Raw genomic sequence first — 18,374 nt, 5'->3', positions numbered from 1 at the left:
AACTCAGAGTAACGATGAACAAAGGGCTGTTTTCTTGACCAAATGACGTTGCTTATCGCCAGCGGGCAAGCAGCGTCGTCTGCCGTCGTCATGTGCTTTATAAACTGCTGTTGCGCTCGACCTCGTTGCCACGGGATGGACGGTGAGCGCGGTCGCAGAGGCGGTCAGCAGCGCTCGCACACACCTGTCCGCAATGCGCCATCGCCCAGCGCCCCAACCACGCGGACGACCACCGCTGCCGGATGTGTGGGTCAGCGCCGGTTCGGGACTCCGCTAGGCTAAACGATAAGTTGCTGAGCTAGCTCGAAGCCTTCCGCTTCCATTTCAATGCCTCGGCGGAACTTTGGCGGGGTTCTCTTGGGAGCCGATCTATATTGACCTCGCTACAGCAGAACACGGCTGAGATTGGCCGCCAAGGCTTTCGAGTGCGGAAAGCGCATTATGGCCTCGTGGTCACCGGTGGATCGCAGGATGGTGAGCGGTCCACGCACAAGTTCGGACCAGCCGCCATCAGCCGGAACGCCGGCGGGACGTTCGCCAGCTAGCAGCAACGCCACCTCGCCGTCATAGGGCAATGGCCGATAGCTCTGGCATTGCGCCAGGACATGATCGCCGAACGAGGGCAACTGATGCGCAGGCGTGCTACGCCTGAATACCTGGGCCAGCCGCCGTCGCACCGGCACCGGCGCATGCAGATCGGGCCGGTCGGCATCAAGCAGCACGAGCAGTCGCATGTCTCGGCCTGCCTGACGCAGCTGTTGCGCGACTTCCCATGCCACGATCCCCCAGCGACACCAGCCGCCCAGCAGGATCGGGCCGGAGGGCATAAGTCGGTCGATGTGACCGACGATGACTGCCGCCAGCGCGGTCATGTCGAACGATGAGGCAAGCAGGCGTTGTTCGTCTGTCGCGCTCATGTTGAGGCCGTAGACCGGGCAGCGATGATCGACCTGGCGATGCACGCCTCGCATCAACGAACCGGCATCGAGCCAGATCAGCGGCGTCCCGTCGCCGCGCGGTTGCAACGGGAAGAGCGTGACGTCGCGCGCCTCGTCGTCATGATTGTCGATGATCGCGGCCATCGCGGCCAGGCTCGAATGCTGGAGAAGGTCGGGAAGTGTCAGATCGACACCGAAGTTTTCCTCGATGTGGCAGAGCAGACGCACCGTCATCAGCGAATAGCCGCCCATGTCGAAGAAGTCGTCGCTGCGCGACGTGACGGCCACCGGCAGCAACTCGTTCCAGATCGCAACCAGCACCTCTTCGGTTGGCGCCAGGTTGTCGAGATCGCCACCTGACAAGGGTGCGAGGGGGCCGACATCAGGCTGGGGTGCAGCAGCGCACCACGGTCGATCTTCCCGTTGGGCGACAGCGGCATGGCGCTGATCTGAAAGGTTTGCTGCGGTGACAGGCCGAGTAGTCGCAAATGAGCCGCCACCGCTTCTGCATGACCAATGACCGTGACGGCTTCATCGAGGAGCTGGCGGAGGAGATGTGGGAAGAACGCCGAGGGGCCGCGGAGCAGGGATCATGGGTGGGCGTGGATCCGAAGGTCCGGTCCAAGTTCAGGAAGCTCGCGGCCGAGACCCTCCGCATCCTGGAGCATGGGCATGGCTAGCCTCTGGGTAACGGTGCTCCGGCGTGAAAACTGTCTCGGGAGCCAAACATGAGACATGTCGCACTCCTCGGGGACTCGATCTTCGATAACCAAGCCTATGTCGCCCCGGCGCCGGATGTCACTGAGCAGCTACGCGGCCGTCTGGGCGGCGATTGGAGGGTAAGCCTGGTGGCCGTGGATGGGCACGTCACCAGGGACGTGCGAGACCGTCAGCTCAGCCGCCTACCGACAGACACGAGCCACATCGTTATCTCAGTCGGAGGAAATGACGCGCTCGGGCATGCCTCTATCCTCAACGAAAGCGCACGATCGGTCGCGGAGGTTGTCGGCCGCCTTGCTAAGGCACAGGCCGCTTTCGCGCAGTCCTATGAGGAGATGGTCAGCGCTGTTCTGCCATTCGGGGCGCCGACAGCCGTTTGCACCATCTACGACGCAAACTACCCCGAGCCGCAGCGCGGGCTGGTTGTCGCTGCGCTGTCACTGTTCAACGACGTCATCATGCGGGTCGCCTTTGCGCGCAGACTGCACGTGATCGATCTGCGCCTGATCTGCAACGAACCTGCGGACTACGCCAATCCGATCGAGCCGTCCGCACGGGGCGGCGAAAAGATCGCGAAAGCGGTCTTCGACTTGGTCCGCTCTCCTCTGGGGGAGCGGGAGCGCTCATCGATCTGGACCTGACATGGCGGACACGGCGGATGACGTGAGGCTGTCGAAGACCCTCTCCTATTGGCTGCGTCACCGGCCCGCGGCCGGCTCGCTGGTCCTCGACGAGCAAGGCTGGACGGACGTCGATGCGGTGCTCGCCGCACTGAGCCGGACCGGAATCGAGGAGGCCTGCGAGAAGCTCCAGTCTGTGGTGATGACGAATGACAAGCAGCGTTTCGAGCTAAGCTCGGACAGAAGCAAGAGCGCCGGGCTTTGGCGATCATGCTGGCAGCGACGATCCTCATTCCTGTTGGGGACGTGGCGCTGCTCGCCTTCTCCGACGCCGGGCGGCCAATCCACTACTTGCTGCACGGAGCAAGCCTGCTGTGCTTTGCGGGGCTGGCGCTGTGGACCCGTCGGGCGTCGCCGGCACCGTGACGCTCGACCTACCGCCTCCTTCTTCGTACCTTCGAGTAGAAAGCCGCTGGGCGGAGATTCAAACATGGTCCGAGTTGTAATGCTCTCAGTAGCGGGGCTGCTAATCGAATGTTGCCTCGGAGCTATCGGGAATGACAATGGCACCAGTTGAACGGGGTGACATGCAATACGAGCTCCGCCGCGCGGGCAGCGGGTGCACGCGAGCGGCTCTAGCGATGCGGGGTCAATGCATGAGTACGGTCGATGTGGATCACGGCGTCAAACTGTCTGGCAAGTCGCGTCTGCAGGTAATGGCTCTGCAACTCACTGTCCCGCGCGTAGATCACGCCGATCTCCCGCTTTAAACGGGGTGGGTCCAGTGCCTGAGCTACTGCGGAGGCTGGGGAAAGCAGGATGAGGGCGTCGGTTAGGCCCGCGTTGTGGAACATGCCTGCATAACTCTCCGGTAAGGCTGGCCGCAGATTATGCACATAGTGCGGGCCGCCCCACCGGTCTGCCGCGATTACGGTACCTTGATACGTCGTAAACCCGAGCAGGTAGACGTCTTCATCGCTGAAGCGCTCGCGCAACAGCTGCCCCAGGTTGAGTTCGCCACGAAGCGGCATATCGGTGGCGCGAGCATCGCCGACATGGCTGTTGTGCGCCCAGATCACGACATTAGCCGGTGCGCCAGTCAAGGCTGCGGTATGATCCGCAATCTCAGATACATTGGCGGCCATGTGGCGGTCACGCACATTCCATGACATGGCGCCTGCATAAGCCGCCCGATTATATTCCTCTGCACCAACAACTGCAGCGGCGCTACGGACGGCAGAGAAGAGCGCTTCGGCGGCAACGGGATCATTGGGCCGCAGGCGCTCACGCAATTCCTTGAGCACGGCCGCGGCTTGATGCTCGCAGGATCGCGCCGGCCGCCGCGTGGCTTCGCCATATTTGGCCGGATCCGGCCGGTAGCGCGCGAAGCAGCGATAGTGCGAGCGAGCCCGGTCTGCCGCGGCACGATCCAGGGTCGCGAGATAGCCGGTCACCGCGTCGATTGCGCCAAACAGATTGTACACGTCCATACCGTAGATGCCGACCCGGTGTGCCGGCGGCAGCAAGGAATTGTGCGTACGGAGCGCCCCAGCGAACTCGGCGAACTCGGCATTTCGCCACATCCACCGCGGGAAATCTCGGAAGTCAGACAACGCAGCGTGCGCCGATCGGTCATCGTCGAGGCCGCGGACATAGCGATTGAGGCGATCAGCATCTGGCCAGTCGCCCTCGATCACGACAGCGCGAAAGTCCTGTTCACGGATCAGTCGCATGCTGATCCGCGCGCGCTCGCGATAGAATTCGCGCGTGCCGTGGGTGGCCTCGCCGAGGAGCACGAACCGCGCGTCTCCTATGTCGCCAACCAAAGCATCATAGTCCGTAGGCAGACCGCGGATCGGCCGAGCGGCCGCGACGACGGCATCAACCGATGTCATCGCGGGTGCGGCTCGCGCCCCGTCCTCCGGTGCGCCCGTGATCGGGGCCGCGCCCGAAGAACAGACCGCCAGCGGCACCGAAGCTGCTGCCAGACCGACTTTCCTGAGTGCATCTGCCAAGGAGGACATGTCGCTGAGACGAGTAGATGCACCGATCGTTCCAGCAGCTCACGTAGGTCTTACAATAGGTAGGCGGTGGCAACGCGGTCCGGGCGCCCGATGTCACCGCCATGCTTCACCGCCGCTCGCAGCAATTCGGCAACAATCTAGTGGCCAGTCGCCGCCGGTGCGGGCTCGGCTCCAAGCGCTTGAAAACCTTCATTCGAAAGCCGCGAAATTCACAGTGTTTCGCCAGCGCAAGCGTCGCTACGCCTTAATCCAGTCGATCGAGCAGGATCGCATCGATGTCGCAGATATCGTCCGGAACCGGCGACGGTTACCGGATCGCGGCAGGTGCCCTTGCGGAGGCGATTGGCGCCAGCCGTACCTTGCACCTGATGATGTTGCGGTATGTCCAGACGCTGATGATACAAGCCTCCCTTACGGCACTATTCAACGCGACGCTGACGATCGGGGAACGGCTCGCATCGGTCTCATTTGTCGACGCGCTTTCCCTGTCATTGCGGAACTACGCGCGTTGAACGACCTTCAAGTCGAGTTCCCGCCCCTGGAAAGAACATGATCCGTCCACACTAGTGACCATGCCCGGCATTACGCACTCGACGCTTGGCCCTGTCTGCCTTCTTCCTCTCGGATGGCCCGGTAAAACGGATTGTCGTTAAAAAAGGGCATTCAGACAGCGACGCTAAGGTATCAGCGGCCTGAAACGAAGAGCAGGTCACGCGTTGTACCAAATCTGCGCGGCGCAGTCCTTGCCAGCTAGGGTATCACCTGCATGACCGGGGATCTGCAGGGTGAAAGCGCTTCTGCAGAAAATGTCGTGCGCCGTCTGGTGGACAGTCGGCGATCGTGCCGACGATGCGGTACCCGAGCTTCTCGTAAAATTCGCGCGCCTGAAAACTATAGGTATCCAGCGATGCACCGATGCAGCCACGTGCCATGGCAAGCGCTTCGGCCCGTTGCATGATGGCAGACCCCAACGACTTGCCACGCCGGTCTTCGGGCAGGAACAGCAATTCGATCTGCAGCCACCCGAACAGGATAGTCCCCCACAGGCCGCCGATCGTATCACCCTCATCATCCTTCAACAGGAAGGCGAGCGGACCCGTGGCGCCCGGGTCGACATGCCGGCGATTGAACGCGGCCAAGCCGGCCAGGATCGCCGCGCGATCCGCCTCCCCCGGCTCGCCGGGAACGACGAGCCGGGCCTTCTCGGTCACACCGCGACCCATTGGTTGAGCTTGATCCGGCGCTCGCCCCAACGCAGCCCGTCTGCGAAGCCGTCGAGGTTGGCTTCGATCCGGACCGCCGCGAGACTGCCATAGCCGGCGTCGCCGCGCGGGTTGATCCACCAGCCGGCGGAACCGTCCCACAGCTTTACGGTATCGTCGCCGACGAGCACGGCGTTGCCCTCATGGTAGATGGCGTCGCCGTCGATCCAATGGTCGGACACGTTTTCCTTGCTCCAATTCTCGCGCCACGACGCGGCGGCATCGGTGCTGTAGCGCTGGATGAACTGGGCCCGAAATGCGCGCACGCCGCGCGCGACGAAGGCCTCCTGCGCGATCGCGGCATGAACGCCGCAGTCGACGACCTTGGCATCGACCGCCTCGCACCAGTGGATTGGCCACGCGGTCGGGCCCCAGGTCGAATGCTCCCGCATCCAGCGTGGGCCCGACAGGACGTCGCCGCCGTTGAGTTGCGCGAAGTCGTACGCGATCAGCCACTCGTGCGCGATGTCGCAGCACGCCGCACCGTGGTGCGAGATGTGGCTGTTGGGGAAGGTCTCCCACTTGCCACCCGGTGAAGCGACCGGGGTGGCGAGCATGAAGCCGGCGCCATCATTGTCGTCCGACGTGCGGACTGCGCCCTTCGCCTTATCCTCGACCAAATACATAGGACATGCTCCTGTCATAACCGCCGGCATCACAGAAAATCAGAAGGTCGCCGGCGCGGGTCCCTTCGGGAAGTTGGACATTGGACGCGATGATGTCGTGCTCCATGCACAGACGCCCCATCAGATGGGTCTTGCCGCGGCCGATCGGCTGCAACTCGCCGGTGTCATCGCATTTCCGGACCATGCGATGCGGCTGCCAGAAGTGCATCGGAATCTCGGCGATCGAGGCATCCACCACCGCTTCGACATGACCCTCCTCATGTTCCTGGATTTCGAGGATGCGCATCGCCAGCGCCATCGACGGCTGCGCCATTGCCTTGCCGGGCTCGGACGCGATCTGGCGCACGCCGGGCAGCATCGCGCGGACCAACTCGACCGCGTCGGCGATCTTGGAGGTTTCGTCCGCATGCCAGTCGTCGGGATACCAGCCGCCGCCCATGTCGAGCATCTCGATCGTGCGTCCGCTGAGCTTTTCGATCGAACGGCACCAGCGCAGCATCGATTCGAACAGATGCCACCATTGCGCGACGCCGACGTGGCTGCTCGCCATGTGGAAGTGCACGCCGAACTTGCTGTCGGTCGGCAGGCGTTTCACTGCCGCGATCAGCTTGGCGAACGTCGTTGGGCTGTCGAGCGGGATGCCGAAGCGCGACGTGATGTTGGGCGTGCGGATGCGGATGCCGATGTGCCTGGCCGACATCGTCCCCGCTTCGACGGCGGCAACGACGCGGTCGAGATCGGCGATGCTGTCGCAGAACACCGCGTGCATCTGCTCGCGCGGCATCAGTCCCTCGGGCCACCATTTGCCGGGGCCGTTGAGGATCACCTGATCGGGACGAAAGCCGACCTCGAGCGCAGATTGCACTTCGCCCAGGCTGATCGCCTCGGCATAAAAGCCGTTTTCGAGCGCCAGCTTGATCAGGCGCTTGTCGGGGTTGGTCTTGATCGAATAGCCGCTGATGACTTCGACGCCGTTGGTGCTCAGGCGATGCGCGCGGTCGGCGGCACGCTTGAACAGGCTGGCCGCGGTCGTATCCATATAGATATATTGCGGCGTCTGCATCGCGTCGAAATCCTGCGCCGCGATGTCGGCGATGAAGGTTTCGGGCAGCTCGGCCACGCCACTCGGCGGTGCCGCGCCGTCCTTGTCCATCGCCACGTCGAGCATGTCGGGATCGATCTTGTGCAGCCGTGCGGCGAGCGCGGTCAGCCCCGACGGATGCTTCATCGAATGGCCGACCGCACCGGCGAACGGTTCGGGCAGCGGCGGCAGCGGATAGTCCGGCCGCACCGGCACTTCGAGCACGACACGCGTGAACTCGGACGATTCCGCCAACGCAGGCCGCGCGGCGACTCCGCTCGCGGCCTGTACCAGCAGCGCGGGAAGATTGTGCCCGGCGATCGTCGCGCCGTGGACCCAGGCCGGAAAACGCGGGTTCATCTCGATCAGCCAGAGTTGGTCGGACGCGTCGCGCACCATCTCCAACTCGCCGCCGCCAGTCCAGTTGGTGTCGCGCACCATCTGCCGCAGCGGCTCCATGAACGAAGGCGGCACTTCGGACACGTCGCCGGCCCAGGTCTTGCCCTCCGGCGTGATGTCGCGCTTGCGCATGCTGACTGCGCCGAGCAGTTCGCCCTGATAGGCGGACAGCATGACCGACTCCTCATAGCCGCTGACGTGCGCCTGCAGGAACAGCTTCTCGGTCGACCACACTTTGCTCAACGCATTACGGACGGCGGTAAAGCTGTCCCAGGTCGGCGTGCGCGAAGCATCGTAATACGGGCCCTTCAGCCAGACGCGCCAATTATGCTCACGACAAAAGGCGTGGAGATCCCAGTCGCTATGTTCGGTCGACAGATAGGTCGGGATCTTGATCGGCAGGCCGGACGCGGCCTCGACCACCGGCTTGGTAATGCGCTTGATCCCGGACATCGGCGGCGCGAGCAGATTGGGGTGGCCATGCGGGAACACGCTCGCCAGCCACATCGCCTCGAGGTCGCTGCCCGATATCCACAGGCCCCCTGCATCCAGCGCGTCACGCACCTTCTCGCCATAGGCGTCGAGGTCTAGCTCACCCCAGGGACGCTGAATCCAAAGCTCGTCCAACTCCTCATAATGGATGCCGGACACTCGGTTCGAATACTCGACCCCGACGATGGTGGCGTCCGGATAGCCCTGTCGTAGGGATCGGACGATGCCCACGCCGGGCTGGGGATTACCGCCAGCGTAGAGCCCGCTCACATAAATTTTCATTGAACTTCCAAAAGCAAATACGGGCTGCGCTGCAGCATAGAAATCATGGTGCGAGTTGCCGCCTAGTGGCACGAAGAGACCGCCGCTTATTTAAAGAATTAAAAATAGTCGCTTTAACGGGGGTTAAGTTACGGAAAATAAATAGAAGGTTCATCCCTATGGCTCCCCGGCATTATCCTCTTTATGCTCCTGGAATGATCAGCGCCCGCTACCCCAGCTACAAGAACATCGATCCCTTCATCGACGTCGAACGACTCAAGGCGCTCGACGATTTCATAACCGAACGACTGCGCTGCCGGCTTGCCGCGGCGAAGGACCGGCAGTTCTACACGGGCCCGTTCCTGCTCGAAGCCGACGCGCCCGACCGACCCGGATCGCGCATGATCGAGCTTGCCCAGTCACGCGAGCCCGAGAACTATTACGACCTCGATCGCACCGACGTGTGGGAGCCATCTCCCGAGGCGGCAGAGTTCGCGCCGCTGATGGATTTCATCGCGACCCTGCCCTTTGCCGCCACCGGCCGGATGCTCATCATGTACGACGCGAACGGTCGCGCCGTGTCCGCGCACAAGGACCATGACAGCACCGAACTATGCCACGAGTTCATCTGGTTCCGCACGAACCTCAGCAAGCCGTTCTACATGCTCGACCCTGAAACGGGCGCGCGGGCCTATGTCGCCGGGCACGCCGCGTGGTTCGATACGGTGAACCAGTTCCACGGCGCCGATGCGAGCGGGGGGTTGTCGTTTAGTATTCGGGTTGACGGTGTGTTCAACGACGAATTCCGGCGTGCCATCCCCTTCCCGCTCGAGAACCGGGCGGCGGCGGCGAGTGTTTGGGCAGCCTCGGAGTTGGAGGCTCGATCCGCGTAGACCTGCTGCCGGGAGTAGAGGACTGAACGTCGCCGTGATCCGGTTTGTCAGCAACCAGACCAAGGCAAAAAGGTGTAAACCTACGTTGCCGTAAGGATATTTTCGAGAACCTTTGCGCATTCCGCGCCGTTGGTCGCATGAAACTGCTGACGGACCGAAACGTGAATGTAGCACCAGCGCCCGTAGCGCCACAGCAAACACCGACTGCGATGGAACTGTGGGGCGGCCATGAATGCACCGTAAATCGGGTGGGGGATCGCTGGTTCGATCAGACGCCACGCAGCGGTCACGAGCACCGCATCGAGGATCTGGCGCTGTTCGCGGACCTGGGGATCCGCAAGCTGCGCTATCCCGCGTTGTGGGAGCGCATCTCGCCCGACCATCCCGAGCGGCGCGACTTCCGCTGGACCGACGAGCGCCTGCCGGAGATCCGGCGGCTCGGGATGCAGCCGATCCTGACGCTGTGCCACCACGGCAGCGGTCCACATTATACATCGCTGCTCGACGAGAGTTTCGCCCCTGGGCTCGCGCGTCACGCGGCAGCGGTCGCCGCGCGGTATCCCTGGGTAAACGACTATACGCCCGTGAACGAACCGCTGACCACCGCACGGTTCAGCGCACTGTATGGCTTCTGGTATCCTCACGTGCGGGACGAGACCGCCTTCTGGGTGGCACTGCTCAACGAAACGGATGCAACACGGCTGGCAATGCGGGCGATCCGCGAGGTCAATCCCGCGGCCCGTCTCGTGCAGACCGACGATCTTGGTTTCTGCCACGCATCACCGCCGTTGCAGCATGTCGCCGATTTCCAGAACGAGCGACGCTGGATGGGCTGGGACCTGCTTTGCGGCGCTGTCATGCCGGGGCACGCACTGTGGGAACGGCTCGTCGCCTGCGGGTTGGAGAACCGGCTGCGCACCATCGCGGACGATCCGTGCCCGCCCGACATCATCGGCGTAAACCATTACCTATCAAGCGAACGGCTGCTCGACCACCAGATCGAACGCCACGGCGGTCGCGCTTTGGCCGACCGCGCTCTTGGCGAGTCCGACGGCGTGGTGCATGTCGACGTCGATGCGGTGCGCAACCTGCCCGACGCGGTGATCGGCCTGGCTGGTCTCGTCCAGCAGGCGTGGGAGCGGTACCGCATTCCGATCGCGATCACCGAATGCCATCTCGGCTCGACGCGCGAAGAGCAAGCGCGGTGGTTCATAGATGCGTGGCGCGAAGCGGAGCGCCTGCGTAGCCGCGGTGTCGATCTGCGGGCGGTGACCGCATGGTCGCTGCTGGGTGCCTATGACTGGAACCGTATGGTGACCCGCTTCATCGGTCATTACGAGCCGGGCGTGTTCGACGTGCGCGGCGGCACGCCCCAGCCGACGCTGATGTCGAGGGTGTTGAAGGACCTCGCGGCGGGAATTCAGCCGTCTGGACCGGGGCTGGATGTACCTGGCTGGTGGCGGGAGCGCCGGGAGGATCAGGGCGGCTTTGCGGTGAGTTCGGACGATTACGAGGCAAGGGCCGAAGCCTTGCTGATCGTCGGGGATGATGGAGTCCTGACCAGGCTTGCGGTCGACGCCTGTGAAGCGCGCGGACTGCACTACATGCTGGCGAGGGATGTCACGTCCGCATCGCTGCCGGTCCGGCCGTGGGCGGTGCTCGATGCGCGCGTGCAAGGACCGGGCGGAGACGCCGGTCTCGGCCGGTTCTGCGAGGCCGCGGGCATCAACGGAGCTTACTTCACGACCGAAGACCAAATTGCCGACTACTCGACTGCCCGCTGCCTCCTAGCCGTCGAGCACGGCCCGGTATTCACTGCGCATGACGACACCGCGTTTCCCGGACGCTTGCTGGATGCGCTCGATGCGGATCGCTCGATTGCGATCATACCGGGCCGGGTCTGGAAAGGCGTGTACGGTCCTTCGCTGATCGACGGCGTGCTCGACCTGCTGCTGGACGGTGCCACGGGGCGCATGCGCTTCATTCCGGCCGAGCGCTGGACACATGCCGAGTTCGCGCGCGCTCTCGCCGAGACCGCCGGGTACGACCGGGTGGCCGGTGCCGAAACAGGGGGTGAGTTGACCATTTTGGATGAGCCCGGCACGGCCTTTTCCCACCTGCCGCCGACCGAGACTGTTTTGGAACGCTTCGTCGTAGAGCGCCGCCTCGCGCGAAATGCAACGGAGCGGCGCCGCCCCTCGGAAAACATGGAAAGCTACCTTGAGGCCGCTGAATGACGGGCAGGCGCGCGGGTAGCGCGAGCGCCTTGAACGGCTAGAGACTCGCTCGGATGTCCCGGCAATGACCCACGTTACGAACGACAGTGACCATGAACGACATCCCGAGTACGGGCGGTAGAACGTAGGTCCACGTCCCTGCCCTCAACCAGGTCAGCTCAAATCTCAGCAAGGCTTCACCCGCAACCGCGCGTAGCGCCTAGGTGCGATCCTTGCCCGGCAGAAACCGGCCATCTTTCAGCGCGCGCTCGATCTCTTCCAGGCTCTTGCCGCCGGTCTCTGGAACCAGGCGATAGATGAAAAGCCACCCGAGCGCGTTGAAGCCCGCGTAAAGCCACATCGCGCCGCCGACCCCCAAGGCCGAGGTGACGGACAAGGCCGTGCCCGTGAGCAGCAGGTTCGAGCCCCACAGCATCGCGGCGTGCGCTCCGATCGCCTGATCCCGAATGGCGAGCGGGTAGATCTCCGATCCGGTAAGCCACCCGACGACCTGGATGCCGCCGGCGTTGAAGATCATGAACACGATCAGGCAGCCCACGACCCACCAGGGCCGCGCCGTGCCGGCTTCGGTGAACTGCAGCACGCCGCCGAGAACCACCAGCGCGACGATCGCGCCCGGTATCATGTACAGCGAGAGCGTGCGCCGCCCGACCCGGTCAACCACCATCTTTCCGGCGATGGTCATGACAAGGTAGGCCAGAGCTACGCCCAGTGCCGACCAGAGCGCGGCGCGGGCCCCAAAACCTGCATCCTTCAAAAAAGTTGGCGTGTAGTAGATCATCATTTCGATGCCGCTCAGCTGCGTGAACGCAGCGACGCCTAGCCCGGCGACCAGCGCCGGTCGAACCCAGGGCTCTTTCATAGCGGGCCAGCCTGTTACCGGCTGCGCGTTCATCTCCTCCACGACCTCCTGGATGTCCGCTACTTCAGCGCGCACTTCCTGGGGTGTCTCGCGAACCTTGTCCAATTCCTGAGCTGCCCTTTTGGGATGGTTCTTCTCGATCAGCCAACGAGGACTGCGCGGCATCCACACCATCGCGAGCAAGAGGAACGCGGACGGCACGACCGCCACGCCGAACATCCACCGCCAGGTGAACAGCTCGTGTCCCGCCACGCCGACGATCGCTGCGAGCAGGATGCCGACCCCGATCGACACATTGAAGAAGGTGACCAGACTTCCGCGCTGACCGGGAGGAGCAAGTTCGGCAATGTATGTCGGAACGATCTGGGTGGAGCCGCCGACCGCAAATCCGAGGACGAGGCGCGCGGCGCCCAGCGCCCAGGCGTTCGGCGCGAGCGCCGCCGACATAACACCGACGCAGTAGATGAGGGCCACGATCATGATCGTAAGCCGCCGCCCCAGGCTCGCCGACAGTCGCGTGCAACTGAGCGCGCCCACCACCGCGCCAGCAAGGATCGAGGCAGTGACCAGCTCCTGCCCACGATGCGTCAGTTCGAAGTCCGCGGCGATCTGCGGCAGCGCGCCCGAGATGATGCCGGTATCGTAACCGTACAGCCCGCCGGCGATCGCAGCGACCGCAGCGACCACCTTCATATACGTGCTCGGCTGCATGGCGGCAGTCGGCGCCTCGCTCGTCGTCATCATTCTCGGCCTTGCTTGGATATCCGCTCGTTCATGGGCTGCCGTAAGGGCATCTTTTCATTCATCGGAAGCTCCGCCAGTCAAAACGCATGCTGTGTGCAAGAGTGTCCGTGTTACTCGGGCACGTTTTCGCGTGATCGTCTGATCCATGTGAATGACGCCTCACGCGAAACGGAACATTTTCGAGAAAATCCGGCTCGCGATGCGTGAACTCCACGTCCTGTTGCCTTGTATCCGGCTGCCCGTAGGTCTGCTGTGTATTGGAAGCTGCTCAGCCCATCGTCGATCCGAAACAAGCCCTCTGAATTTCGGCGAAAGACTGAAACCGGACGATGATCGCTGCGTTACCTTATGCACCTACGACAACAAGGACGATGGACCATGCAGATCCCGCACAACACGTTCGTGCTGGTCGCAGACGGGCGTAAGATGCTGTTCTTTCGCAACGAAGGCGATGCCGCCGCGCTCAACCTACAGGTCGAACTCGCCGAGGAGCATGCGGATCCGGCCGACCGCGATCTGAAGCGCGATGCTGCTGGCCGTGCGTCGTCGACGCAGAGCGGCGCTTCGGCCCCTGCGGTAGCACAGGGCGGTTCCAACCAGAACATGGGTCGCGGAGGTGGGGCGCAGTTCGCTCCGTCGCGGGGTTCCATGGGCGAGGCGGATTACCACCAGCAGGAGGAGGACCGCTTTGCCGCCGAGATTGCGGACATGCTCAAGCGTCGGGCGCTGGCCAACGAATTCGACTCACTGGTCGTCGTCGCACCGCCAAGAACGCTTGGCGAGTTGCGCAAGCATTATCACAAGGAAGTGAGCAGCCGGTTGCGTGGCGAATTGGCGAAGGACCTTACCGGCCGCCCAGTGCCCGAAATCGAGAAGGCTCTCACCGACGCCTGAGCCGCCATGTACCTTACCCTGCTTACGGCATGGCAATCACGCGCCTGAATTCTATAGCTGCGACGATTAGCCCCGCCAGGAGCCTAGCCGATGCTTTCTGCACTGTCGGGGATCGCTTTCGGCTCACAGCAGATGGTATCCGCCGAAGAACGCGACCGTGGCCTGCGCTACCTGCTGGTGGACGCCGCTTTCGCAACCGCGATCGGTGCCCTGAATAGCGGCGTCGTGCTGCTTGCGCTCGCTCTTCACATCGGCGCGAACAACGTGCAGATCGGCTTGCTCGCGGCCATCCCACTTCTCACCCAGATGCTCCAGGCTCCGGCCGTCGCGCTAGTCGAACGCGTACGCCAACGTCGGCTGATCTCCGTAGCCTGCGTCTTTGGAGCGCGCCTTTCCCTTCCGGTCTATGCGATCGTGCCTCTTATTCCCGATCATGATCTCGCGGTGGCGGTCCTTATATTCGCGGCCTTGGTTCATTATGGCTTGAACGCCGTCGGCACATGCAGCTGGAACAGCTGGATGCGCGATCTGCTGCCGGAGGACCAACTCGGCGCCTTTTTCGCGCGTCGCAATCTCTACGCAACGGTAATCGGTGCAGTAGCGACGCTGATCGCTGCGTTCGCTCTCGACCGTGCAGGACCAGGAGCGGGAGGAGACAGCGCCTATGTTGCGCTCTATGGTGCGGGTTTCCTGTGCGGCTTGTTGAGTACCGCGGCGCTTGCGCGCGTGCCGGAACCAACCATGGAACCGGCCCGGGGCCGCTCATCGCTTGTTCGCCTTCTGCTTCAGCCCTTGCGCGACAAGAACTTCCGCTCAGTCGTTCGCTATGCCGCAAGCTGGCAATTCGCCGTGAACCTCGCAACGCCATTCTTCACGGTCTATTTCGTACGAGAACTCGGCTTTTCGCTCGGCTTTGTGCTCGTGCTGACGGTGCTGAGCCAGCTCGCCAATGCTGCGGTCGTGCGCAGTTGGGGGCGGCTTTCCGATCGGTTTGCCAACAAGTCGGTCCTCACCGTGGCATCTCCGCTCTATCTTATCTGCATCGCAGCTATGGCCTTCGCAGGAGAATTTGGAGGAGGAACGGGACGCTCGACTTATCTCATCGTGTTGCACATCGTGATGGGCGCTGCCCAGGCGGGGGTCGGCCTCGCTGCCGGGAATATCGTCATCAAGCTGAGCCCTTCCGGCGGCGCCACCAGCTTTATGGCGACGAACGCGCTGGTCAGCGCGGCGGCAGCCGGCGCTGCGCCCATTCTTGGTGGCTGGCTGTCGGACTTCTTTGCCCGCCGGCAGCTCCTGGTTTTGATCAACTGGAGCAGCCCTAGCGGCACCGCCGAGTTGTTTGGCGTCAGCGTCGACCATTGGGAGTTCTTCTTCTTCCTCTCGGCTGTGCTCGGCCTTTATTCGCTGCACCGCCTGTCGGTCGTTGCCGAGCCAGGCTCCGTCGGAAGCCGCGAGGTGATCACCCATATCGTCGAGACTGCGCGAGACAATTTGCGCAACGCATCGTCCGTCGTCGGCGTGCGTCAGGCGCTCGCGTTTCCAGCAGACGCCCTCATCAAGTCGCGGGAGGGCACTCGGTTTCTGCTCGAGTCCCTATTCGAACGTGGCAGCAACGCGAACCGGCCTGACGTGGGGGCGGTTGCTGTCGGCCGCCTGCTAGACGCGGCTTTCGAACCGGCTGTCGATGATCAGTTCGACGCCTTCATCCAAAAGCTCAACGAGTAGGTGGTCACGACCGGGTCGATCCGACCGGCACACGGTCGGCACCAGGACGAGCATGGGTCAGACCCCAGGCGGATAATAGGATGGCGGGTCACTGGCGGGGAAGGACTCGTCGGAGGCCTCATCCTCCCTGGTCCAGGGCCGGAGAGGCGGATCACGCATGGCGTCGGGCCCTGCCGGGCGGACGTGCTGATACCCGCCGACCGGCGCTTCGCTCATCACGTGCTGGCCGTCGGGATCAGTATCCGCCGGGGACTGCGTGTCCATGCTTTCGGCATCGTCGCTGGGCTGCGGCATCTCGGCTCCTTAGCTTGGGCTGTGCACTCCGGAACCACGTAGAATAGCCGTGGTTCCGTTGCTTAACCTAGCACGACTTTAGCTTCGGCGCGGCGCAGTCGCGCATCGGCAAGCGCGACGGCTGGGTACTGCCCGAACGACAGCAATTTCTCTTTGCCGGCAAAGCGGTATTTGAAACGCCAGAGCTTCGAGCCGTTGGGCCGGACAAGAAGGTAGAGCCCCTCCCCGTCGGCGAGCTTGTAGTCCTTGCCGCGCTTGGCGGCGTAGCGAGCTTCGCGGTCTTTCAGAGCCATAGGGGTATCTCCTGCCGAGTTCGGCATCATACCCCCAGGAATACCCTCAAAAGCAAATCGACGTCCTGGCACTCAGCGACATTCTCTGGCGCGCTCACGACGGCTCTGAGACGGCGCAACTTACGTAAAAAGGCACAAAAAAGCCGCCTCAGGATGTTCTGGGCGGTTGTGGTATGTTGGGGAATGGTTGCGGGGACAGGATTTGAACCTGTGACCTTCAGGTTATGAGCCTGACGAGCTACCGGGCTGCTCCACCCCGCGACAGGGCACCCATCGAAGTGATACTTCGATGGGACCCGAGTGTTCCGCAAGGGAACGTTGGATGTATGGGACGTTGTGAATGGGTTTTGGATATGTGTGCTGCATGTCGCACGGGCTTCAATGCCTGGCGACGACCTACTCTTCCATCGCTTGAGCGATAGTACCATTGGCGCAGTCGGGTTTCACGGCCGAGTTCGGAATGGGATCGGGTGGGACACCGACGCTATAGCCACCAGGCAATGGAGCCGGTGCGACATGCGTGCGTGTCATATCTGGGTCCCTCAGCTTTGCTTTGCAGCGTGGCTGAGGGTTTAAAATCGGTACCGTGCATGGTGTAGTGGTATTTGGACCAATCCCTCGACGGCGAGGGGATTGGCAATCTGGCGTTCGACTTGGTTATCATCCGCACGCATCTGGCTAGCTGGTTGCCCAGTGTTGTCATTGATGGTGTGAGACTCTCAAGCGCGAATAGAGCAATTAGTATCGGTTAGCTCCATGCGTTACCGCACTTCTACATCCGATCTATCAACGTCGTGGTCTCCGACGGCTCTATGAAATCTTATCTCGAGGGAGGCTTCCCGCTTAGATGCTTTCAGCGGTTATCCCGTCCATACATAGCTACCCAGCTGCGCTCCTGGCGGAACGACTGGTACACCAGAGGTATGTTCAACCCGGTCCTCTCGTACTAGGGTCAACTCCTCTCAAATTTCGACGCCCACGGCAGATAGGGACCAAACTGTCTCGCGACGTTCTGAACCCAGCTCACGTACCACTTTAATTGGCGAACAGCCAAACCCTTGGGACCTGCTCCAGCCCCAGGATGTGATGAGCCGACATCGAGGTGCCAAACAACCCCGTCGATATGAGCTCTTGGGGGTTATCAGCCTGTTATCCCCGGCGTACCTTTTATCCGTTGAGCGATGGCCCTTCCACGAGGGACCACCGGATCACTATGACCGACTTTCGTCTCTGCTCGACTTGTCAGTCTCGCAGTCAGGCGGGCTTATGCCATTGCACTCTAACAGACGGTTTCCGACCGTCCTGAGCCCACCATTGCGCGCCTCCGTTACTCTTTAGGAGGCGACCGCCCCAGTCAAACTACCCGCCACAGAGGGTCCCTGTTCCGGCTTACGGAACGAGGTTAGACATCAGAAACAAACAGGGTGGTATTTCACCTATGGCTCCACATCAGCTGGCGCCGATGCTTCAAAGCCTCCCACCTATGCTACACAGTTTCTTCCTAATGCCACTCTGAAGCTGCAGTAAAGGTGCACGGGGTCTTTCCGTCTAACCGCGGGTACTCCGCATCTTCACGGAGAATTCAATTTCGCTGAGCATGTCCTGGAGACAGTGGGGAAGTCGTTACGCCATTCGTGCAGGTCGGAACTTACCCGACAAGGAATTTCGCTACCTTAGGACCGTTATAGTTACGGCCGCCGTTTACCTGGGCTTCATTTCAGAGCTTGCACCCCTCCACTTAACCTTCAGGCACCGGGCAGGCGTCAGGCCCTATACGTCGTCTTGAAGCCGACTTAGCAGAGCCCTGTGTTTTTGCTAAACAGTCGCTACCCCCTGGCCTGTGCCCCCTCAAAGTGCTTGCGCATAGTGAGGGCCTCCTTCTTCCGAAGGTACGGAGGCAATTTGCCGAGTTCCTTCAGGACACTTCTCTCAAGCGCCTTGGTATACTCTACCTGACCACCTGTGTCGGTTTCGGGTACGGTCTATACGGTGGGGCTATTTCCTGG

Annotated in this window: 16 protein-coding genes, 1 tRNA gene, 2 rRNA genes and 1 pseudogene (1 of these 20 running past the window's edge); 9 read left to right on the top strand and 11 right to left on the bottom strand. The window is 62.4% G+C overall.

Going from position 1 to position 18,374, the window contains the following annotated elements; translation table 11 throughout:
- Positions 1–383: 383 nt before the first annotated feature.
- Entirely contained in the window at positions 384–1,301 is a 918-nt protein-coding gene (locus AC1MLZ_RS16725) for a phosphopantetheine-binding protein (RefSeq protein WP_480959455.1), read from the bottom strand.
- 125 nt (positions 1,302–1,426) lie between these two features.
- Here AC1MLZ_RS16725 and AC1MLZ_RS16720 point away from each other — a divergent pair, with 125 nt between their 5' ends.
- From AC1MLZ_RS16720 to AC1MLZ_RS16705, 4 genes and pseudogenes are all read left to right on the top strand, one after another.
- Positions 1,427–1,618, top strand: a complete 192-nt coding sequence (locus AC1MLZ_RS16720; RefSeq protein WP_480959454.1) for a hypothetical protein — start codon at positions 1,427–1,429, stop codon at positions 1,616–1,618.
- A gap of 48 nt (positions 1,619–1,666) precedes the next feature.
- Positions 1,667–2,299: an SGNH/GDSL hydrolase family protein gene (locus AC1MLZ_RS16715; protein WP_480959453.1), complete on the top strand. Its 633-nt coding sequence runs from the start codon at positions 1,667–1,669 to the stop codon at positions 2,297–2,299.
- Between the two features lies 1 nt (position 2,300).
- Positions 2,301–2,459: pseudogene (locus AC1MLZ_RS16710) on the top strand (RNA 2'-phosphotransferase); the annotation flags it as partial.
- An 80-nt stretch (positions 2,460–2,539) separates the two neighbouring features.
- Positions 2,540–2,704: a hypothetical protein gene (locus AC1MLZ_RS16705; RefSeq protein WP_480961613.1), complete on the top strand. Its 165-nt coding sequence runs from the start codon at positions 2,540–2,542 to the stop codon at positions 2,702–2,704.
- Between the two features lie 209 nt (positions 2,705–2,913).
- Here the strand turns inward: AC1MLZ_RS16705 and AC1MLZ_RS16700 are convergent, their stop codons facing one another.
- Positions 2,914–4,293, bottom strand: coding sequence for an erythromycin esterase family protein (locus tag AC1MLZ_RS16700; RefSeq protein WP_480959452.1), 1,380 nt, complete (start codon positions 4,291–4,293; stop codon positions 2,914–2,916).
- A 284-nt stretch (positions 4,294–4,577) separates the two neighbouring features.
- Between AC1MLZ_RS16700 and AC1MLZ_RS16695 the strand changes: the two genes are divergently transcribed.
- Complete coding sequence (locus AC1MLZ_RS16695) at positions 4,578–4,814, top strand: hypothetical protein (protein WP_480959451.1); 237 nt, start codon at positions 4,578–4,580, stop codon at positions 4,812–4,814.
- Between the two features lie 246 nt (positions 4,815–5,060).
- Here AC1MLZ_RS16695 and AC1MLZ_RS16690 read toward each other — a convergent pair whose 3' ends face one another.
- From AC1MLZ_RS16690 to AC1MLZ_RS16680, 3 genes are read right to left on the bottom strand one after another with little or no spacing between them, the layout of a single operon-like run.
- Entirely contained in the window at positions 5,061–5,513 is a 453-nt protein-coding gene (locus tag AC1MLZ_RS16690) for a GNAT family N-acetyltransferase (RefSeq protein WP_480959450.1), read from the bottom strand.
- Positions 5,510–6,190, bottom strand: coding sequence for a hypothetical protein (locus AC1MLZ_RS16685; protein ID WP_480959449.1), 681 nt, complete (start codon positions 6,188–6,190; stop codon positions 5,510–5,512). Before AC1MLZ_RS16685 ends, AC1MLZ_RS16690 begins: the two co-directional genes overlap by 4 nt.
- Positions 6,171–8,444: a hypothetical protein gene (locus tag AC1MLZ_RS16680; RefSeq protein ID WP_480959448.1), complete on the bottom strand. Its 2,274-nt coding sequence runs from the start codon at positions 8,442–8,444 to the stop codon at positions 6,171–6,173. Before AC1MLZ_RS16680 ends, AC1MLZ_RS16685 begins: the two co-directional genes overlap by 20 nt.
- Positions 8,445–8,638: 194 nt before the next feature.
- On the opposite strand from AC1MLZ_RS16680, the gene AC1MLZ_RS16675 reads away from it, so the two are divergent.
- Positions 8,639–9,316 carry a hypothetical protein gene (locus AC1MLZ_RS16675; RefSeq protein ID WP_480959447.1) on the top strand — a complete coding sequence of 226 codons (678 nt, stop codon included), beginning with the start codon at positions 8,639–8,641 and terminating at the stop codon, positions 9,314–9,316.
- A 44-nt stretch (positions 9,317–9,360) separates the two neighbouring features.
- Positions 9,361–11,553, top strand: coding sequence for a family 1 glycosylhydrolase (locus AC1MLZ_RS16670; protein WP_480959446.1), 2,193 nt, complete (start codon positions 9,361–9,363; stop codon positions 11,551–11,553).
- Positions 11,554–11,752: 199 nt separating this feature from the next.
- On the opposite strand, the gene AC1MLZ_RS16665 is transcribed toward AC1MLZ_RS16670, so the two are convergent.
- Positions 11,753–13,126, bottom strand: coding sequence for a sugar porter family MFS transporter (locus AC1MLZ_RS16665; RefSeq protein ID WP_480961593.1), 1,374 nt, complete (start codon positions 13,124–13,126; stop codon positions 11,753–11,755).
- 411 nt (positions 13,127–13,537) lie between these two features.
- Between AC1MLZ_RS16665 and AC1MLZ_RS16660 the strand changes: the two genes are divergently transcribed.
- A complete protein-coding gene (locus AC1MLZ_RS16660; protein ID WP_480959445.1) occupies positions 13,538–14,053 on the top strand; it encodes a host attachment family protein in 516 nt (171 codons plus the stop codon).
- A gap of 90 nt (positions 14,054–14,143) precedes the next feature.
- A complete protein-coding gene (locus AC1MLZ_RS16655) occupies positions 14,144–15,781 on the top strand; it encodes an MFS transporter (protein WP_480959444.1) in 1,638 nt (545 codons plus the stop codon).
- A gap of 57 nt (positions 15,782–15,838) precedes the next feature.
- Here AC1MLZ_RS16655 and AC1MLZ_RS16650 read toward each other — a convergent pair whose 3' ends face one another.
- The 5 genes from AC1MLZ_RS16650 to AC1MLZ_RS16630 form a co-directional block, all read right to left on the bottom strand.
- Positions 15,839–16,075: a hypothetical protein gene (locus AC1MLZ_RS16650; protein WP_480959443.1), complete on the bottom strand. Its 237-nt coding sequence runs from the start codon at positions 16,073–16,075 to the stop codon at positions 15,839–15,841.
- Between the two features lie 62 nt (positions 16,076–16,137).
- Positions 16,138–16,368, bottom strand: a complete 231-nt coding sequence (locus AC1MLZ_RS16645) for an Arm DNA-binding domain-containing protein (RefSeq protein WP_480959442.1) — start codon at positions 16,366–16,368, stop codon at positions 16,138–16,140.
- A gap of 184 nt (positions 16,369–16,552) precedes the next feature.
- A tRNA-Met gene (locus tag AC1MLZ_RS16640) sits at positions 16,553–16,629 on the bottom strand.
- Positions 16,630–16,751: 122 nt separating this feature from the next.
- Positions 16,752–16,866: ribosomal RNA gene (gene rrf, locus AC1MLZ_RS16635) — 5S ribosomal RNA — on the bottom strand.
- Between the two features lie 220 nt (positions 16,867–17,086).
- Positions 17,087–18,374: ribosomal RNA gene (locus tag AC1MLZ_RS16630) — 23S ribosomal RNA — on the bottom strand; it runs 1,509 nt beyond the window's last position.

This window comes from Sphingomonas sp. PEI4 (genome assembly GCF_056679955.1).
Note: the sequence above shows the minus strand (reverse complement) of the source record. Positions and strands in the feature narration are given on the sequence as shown.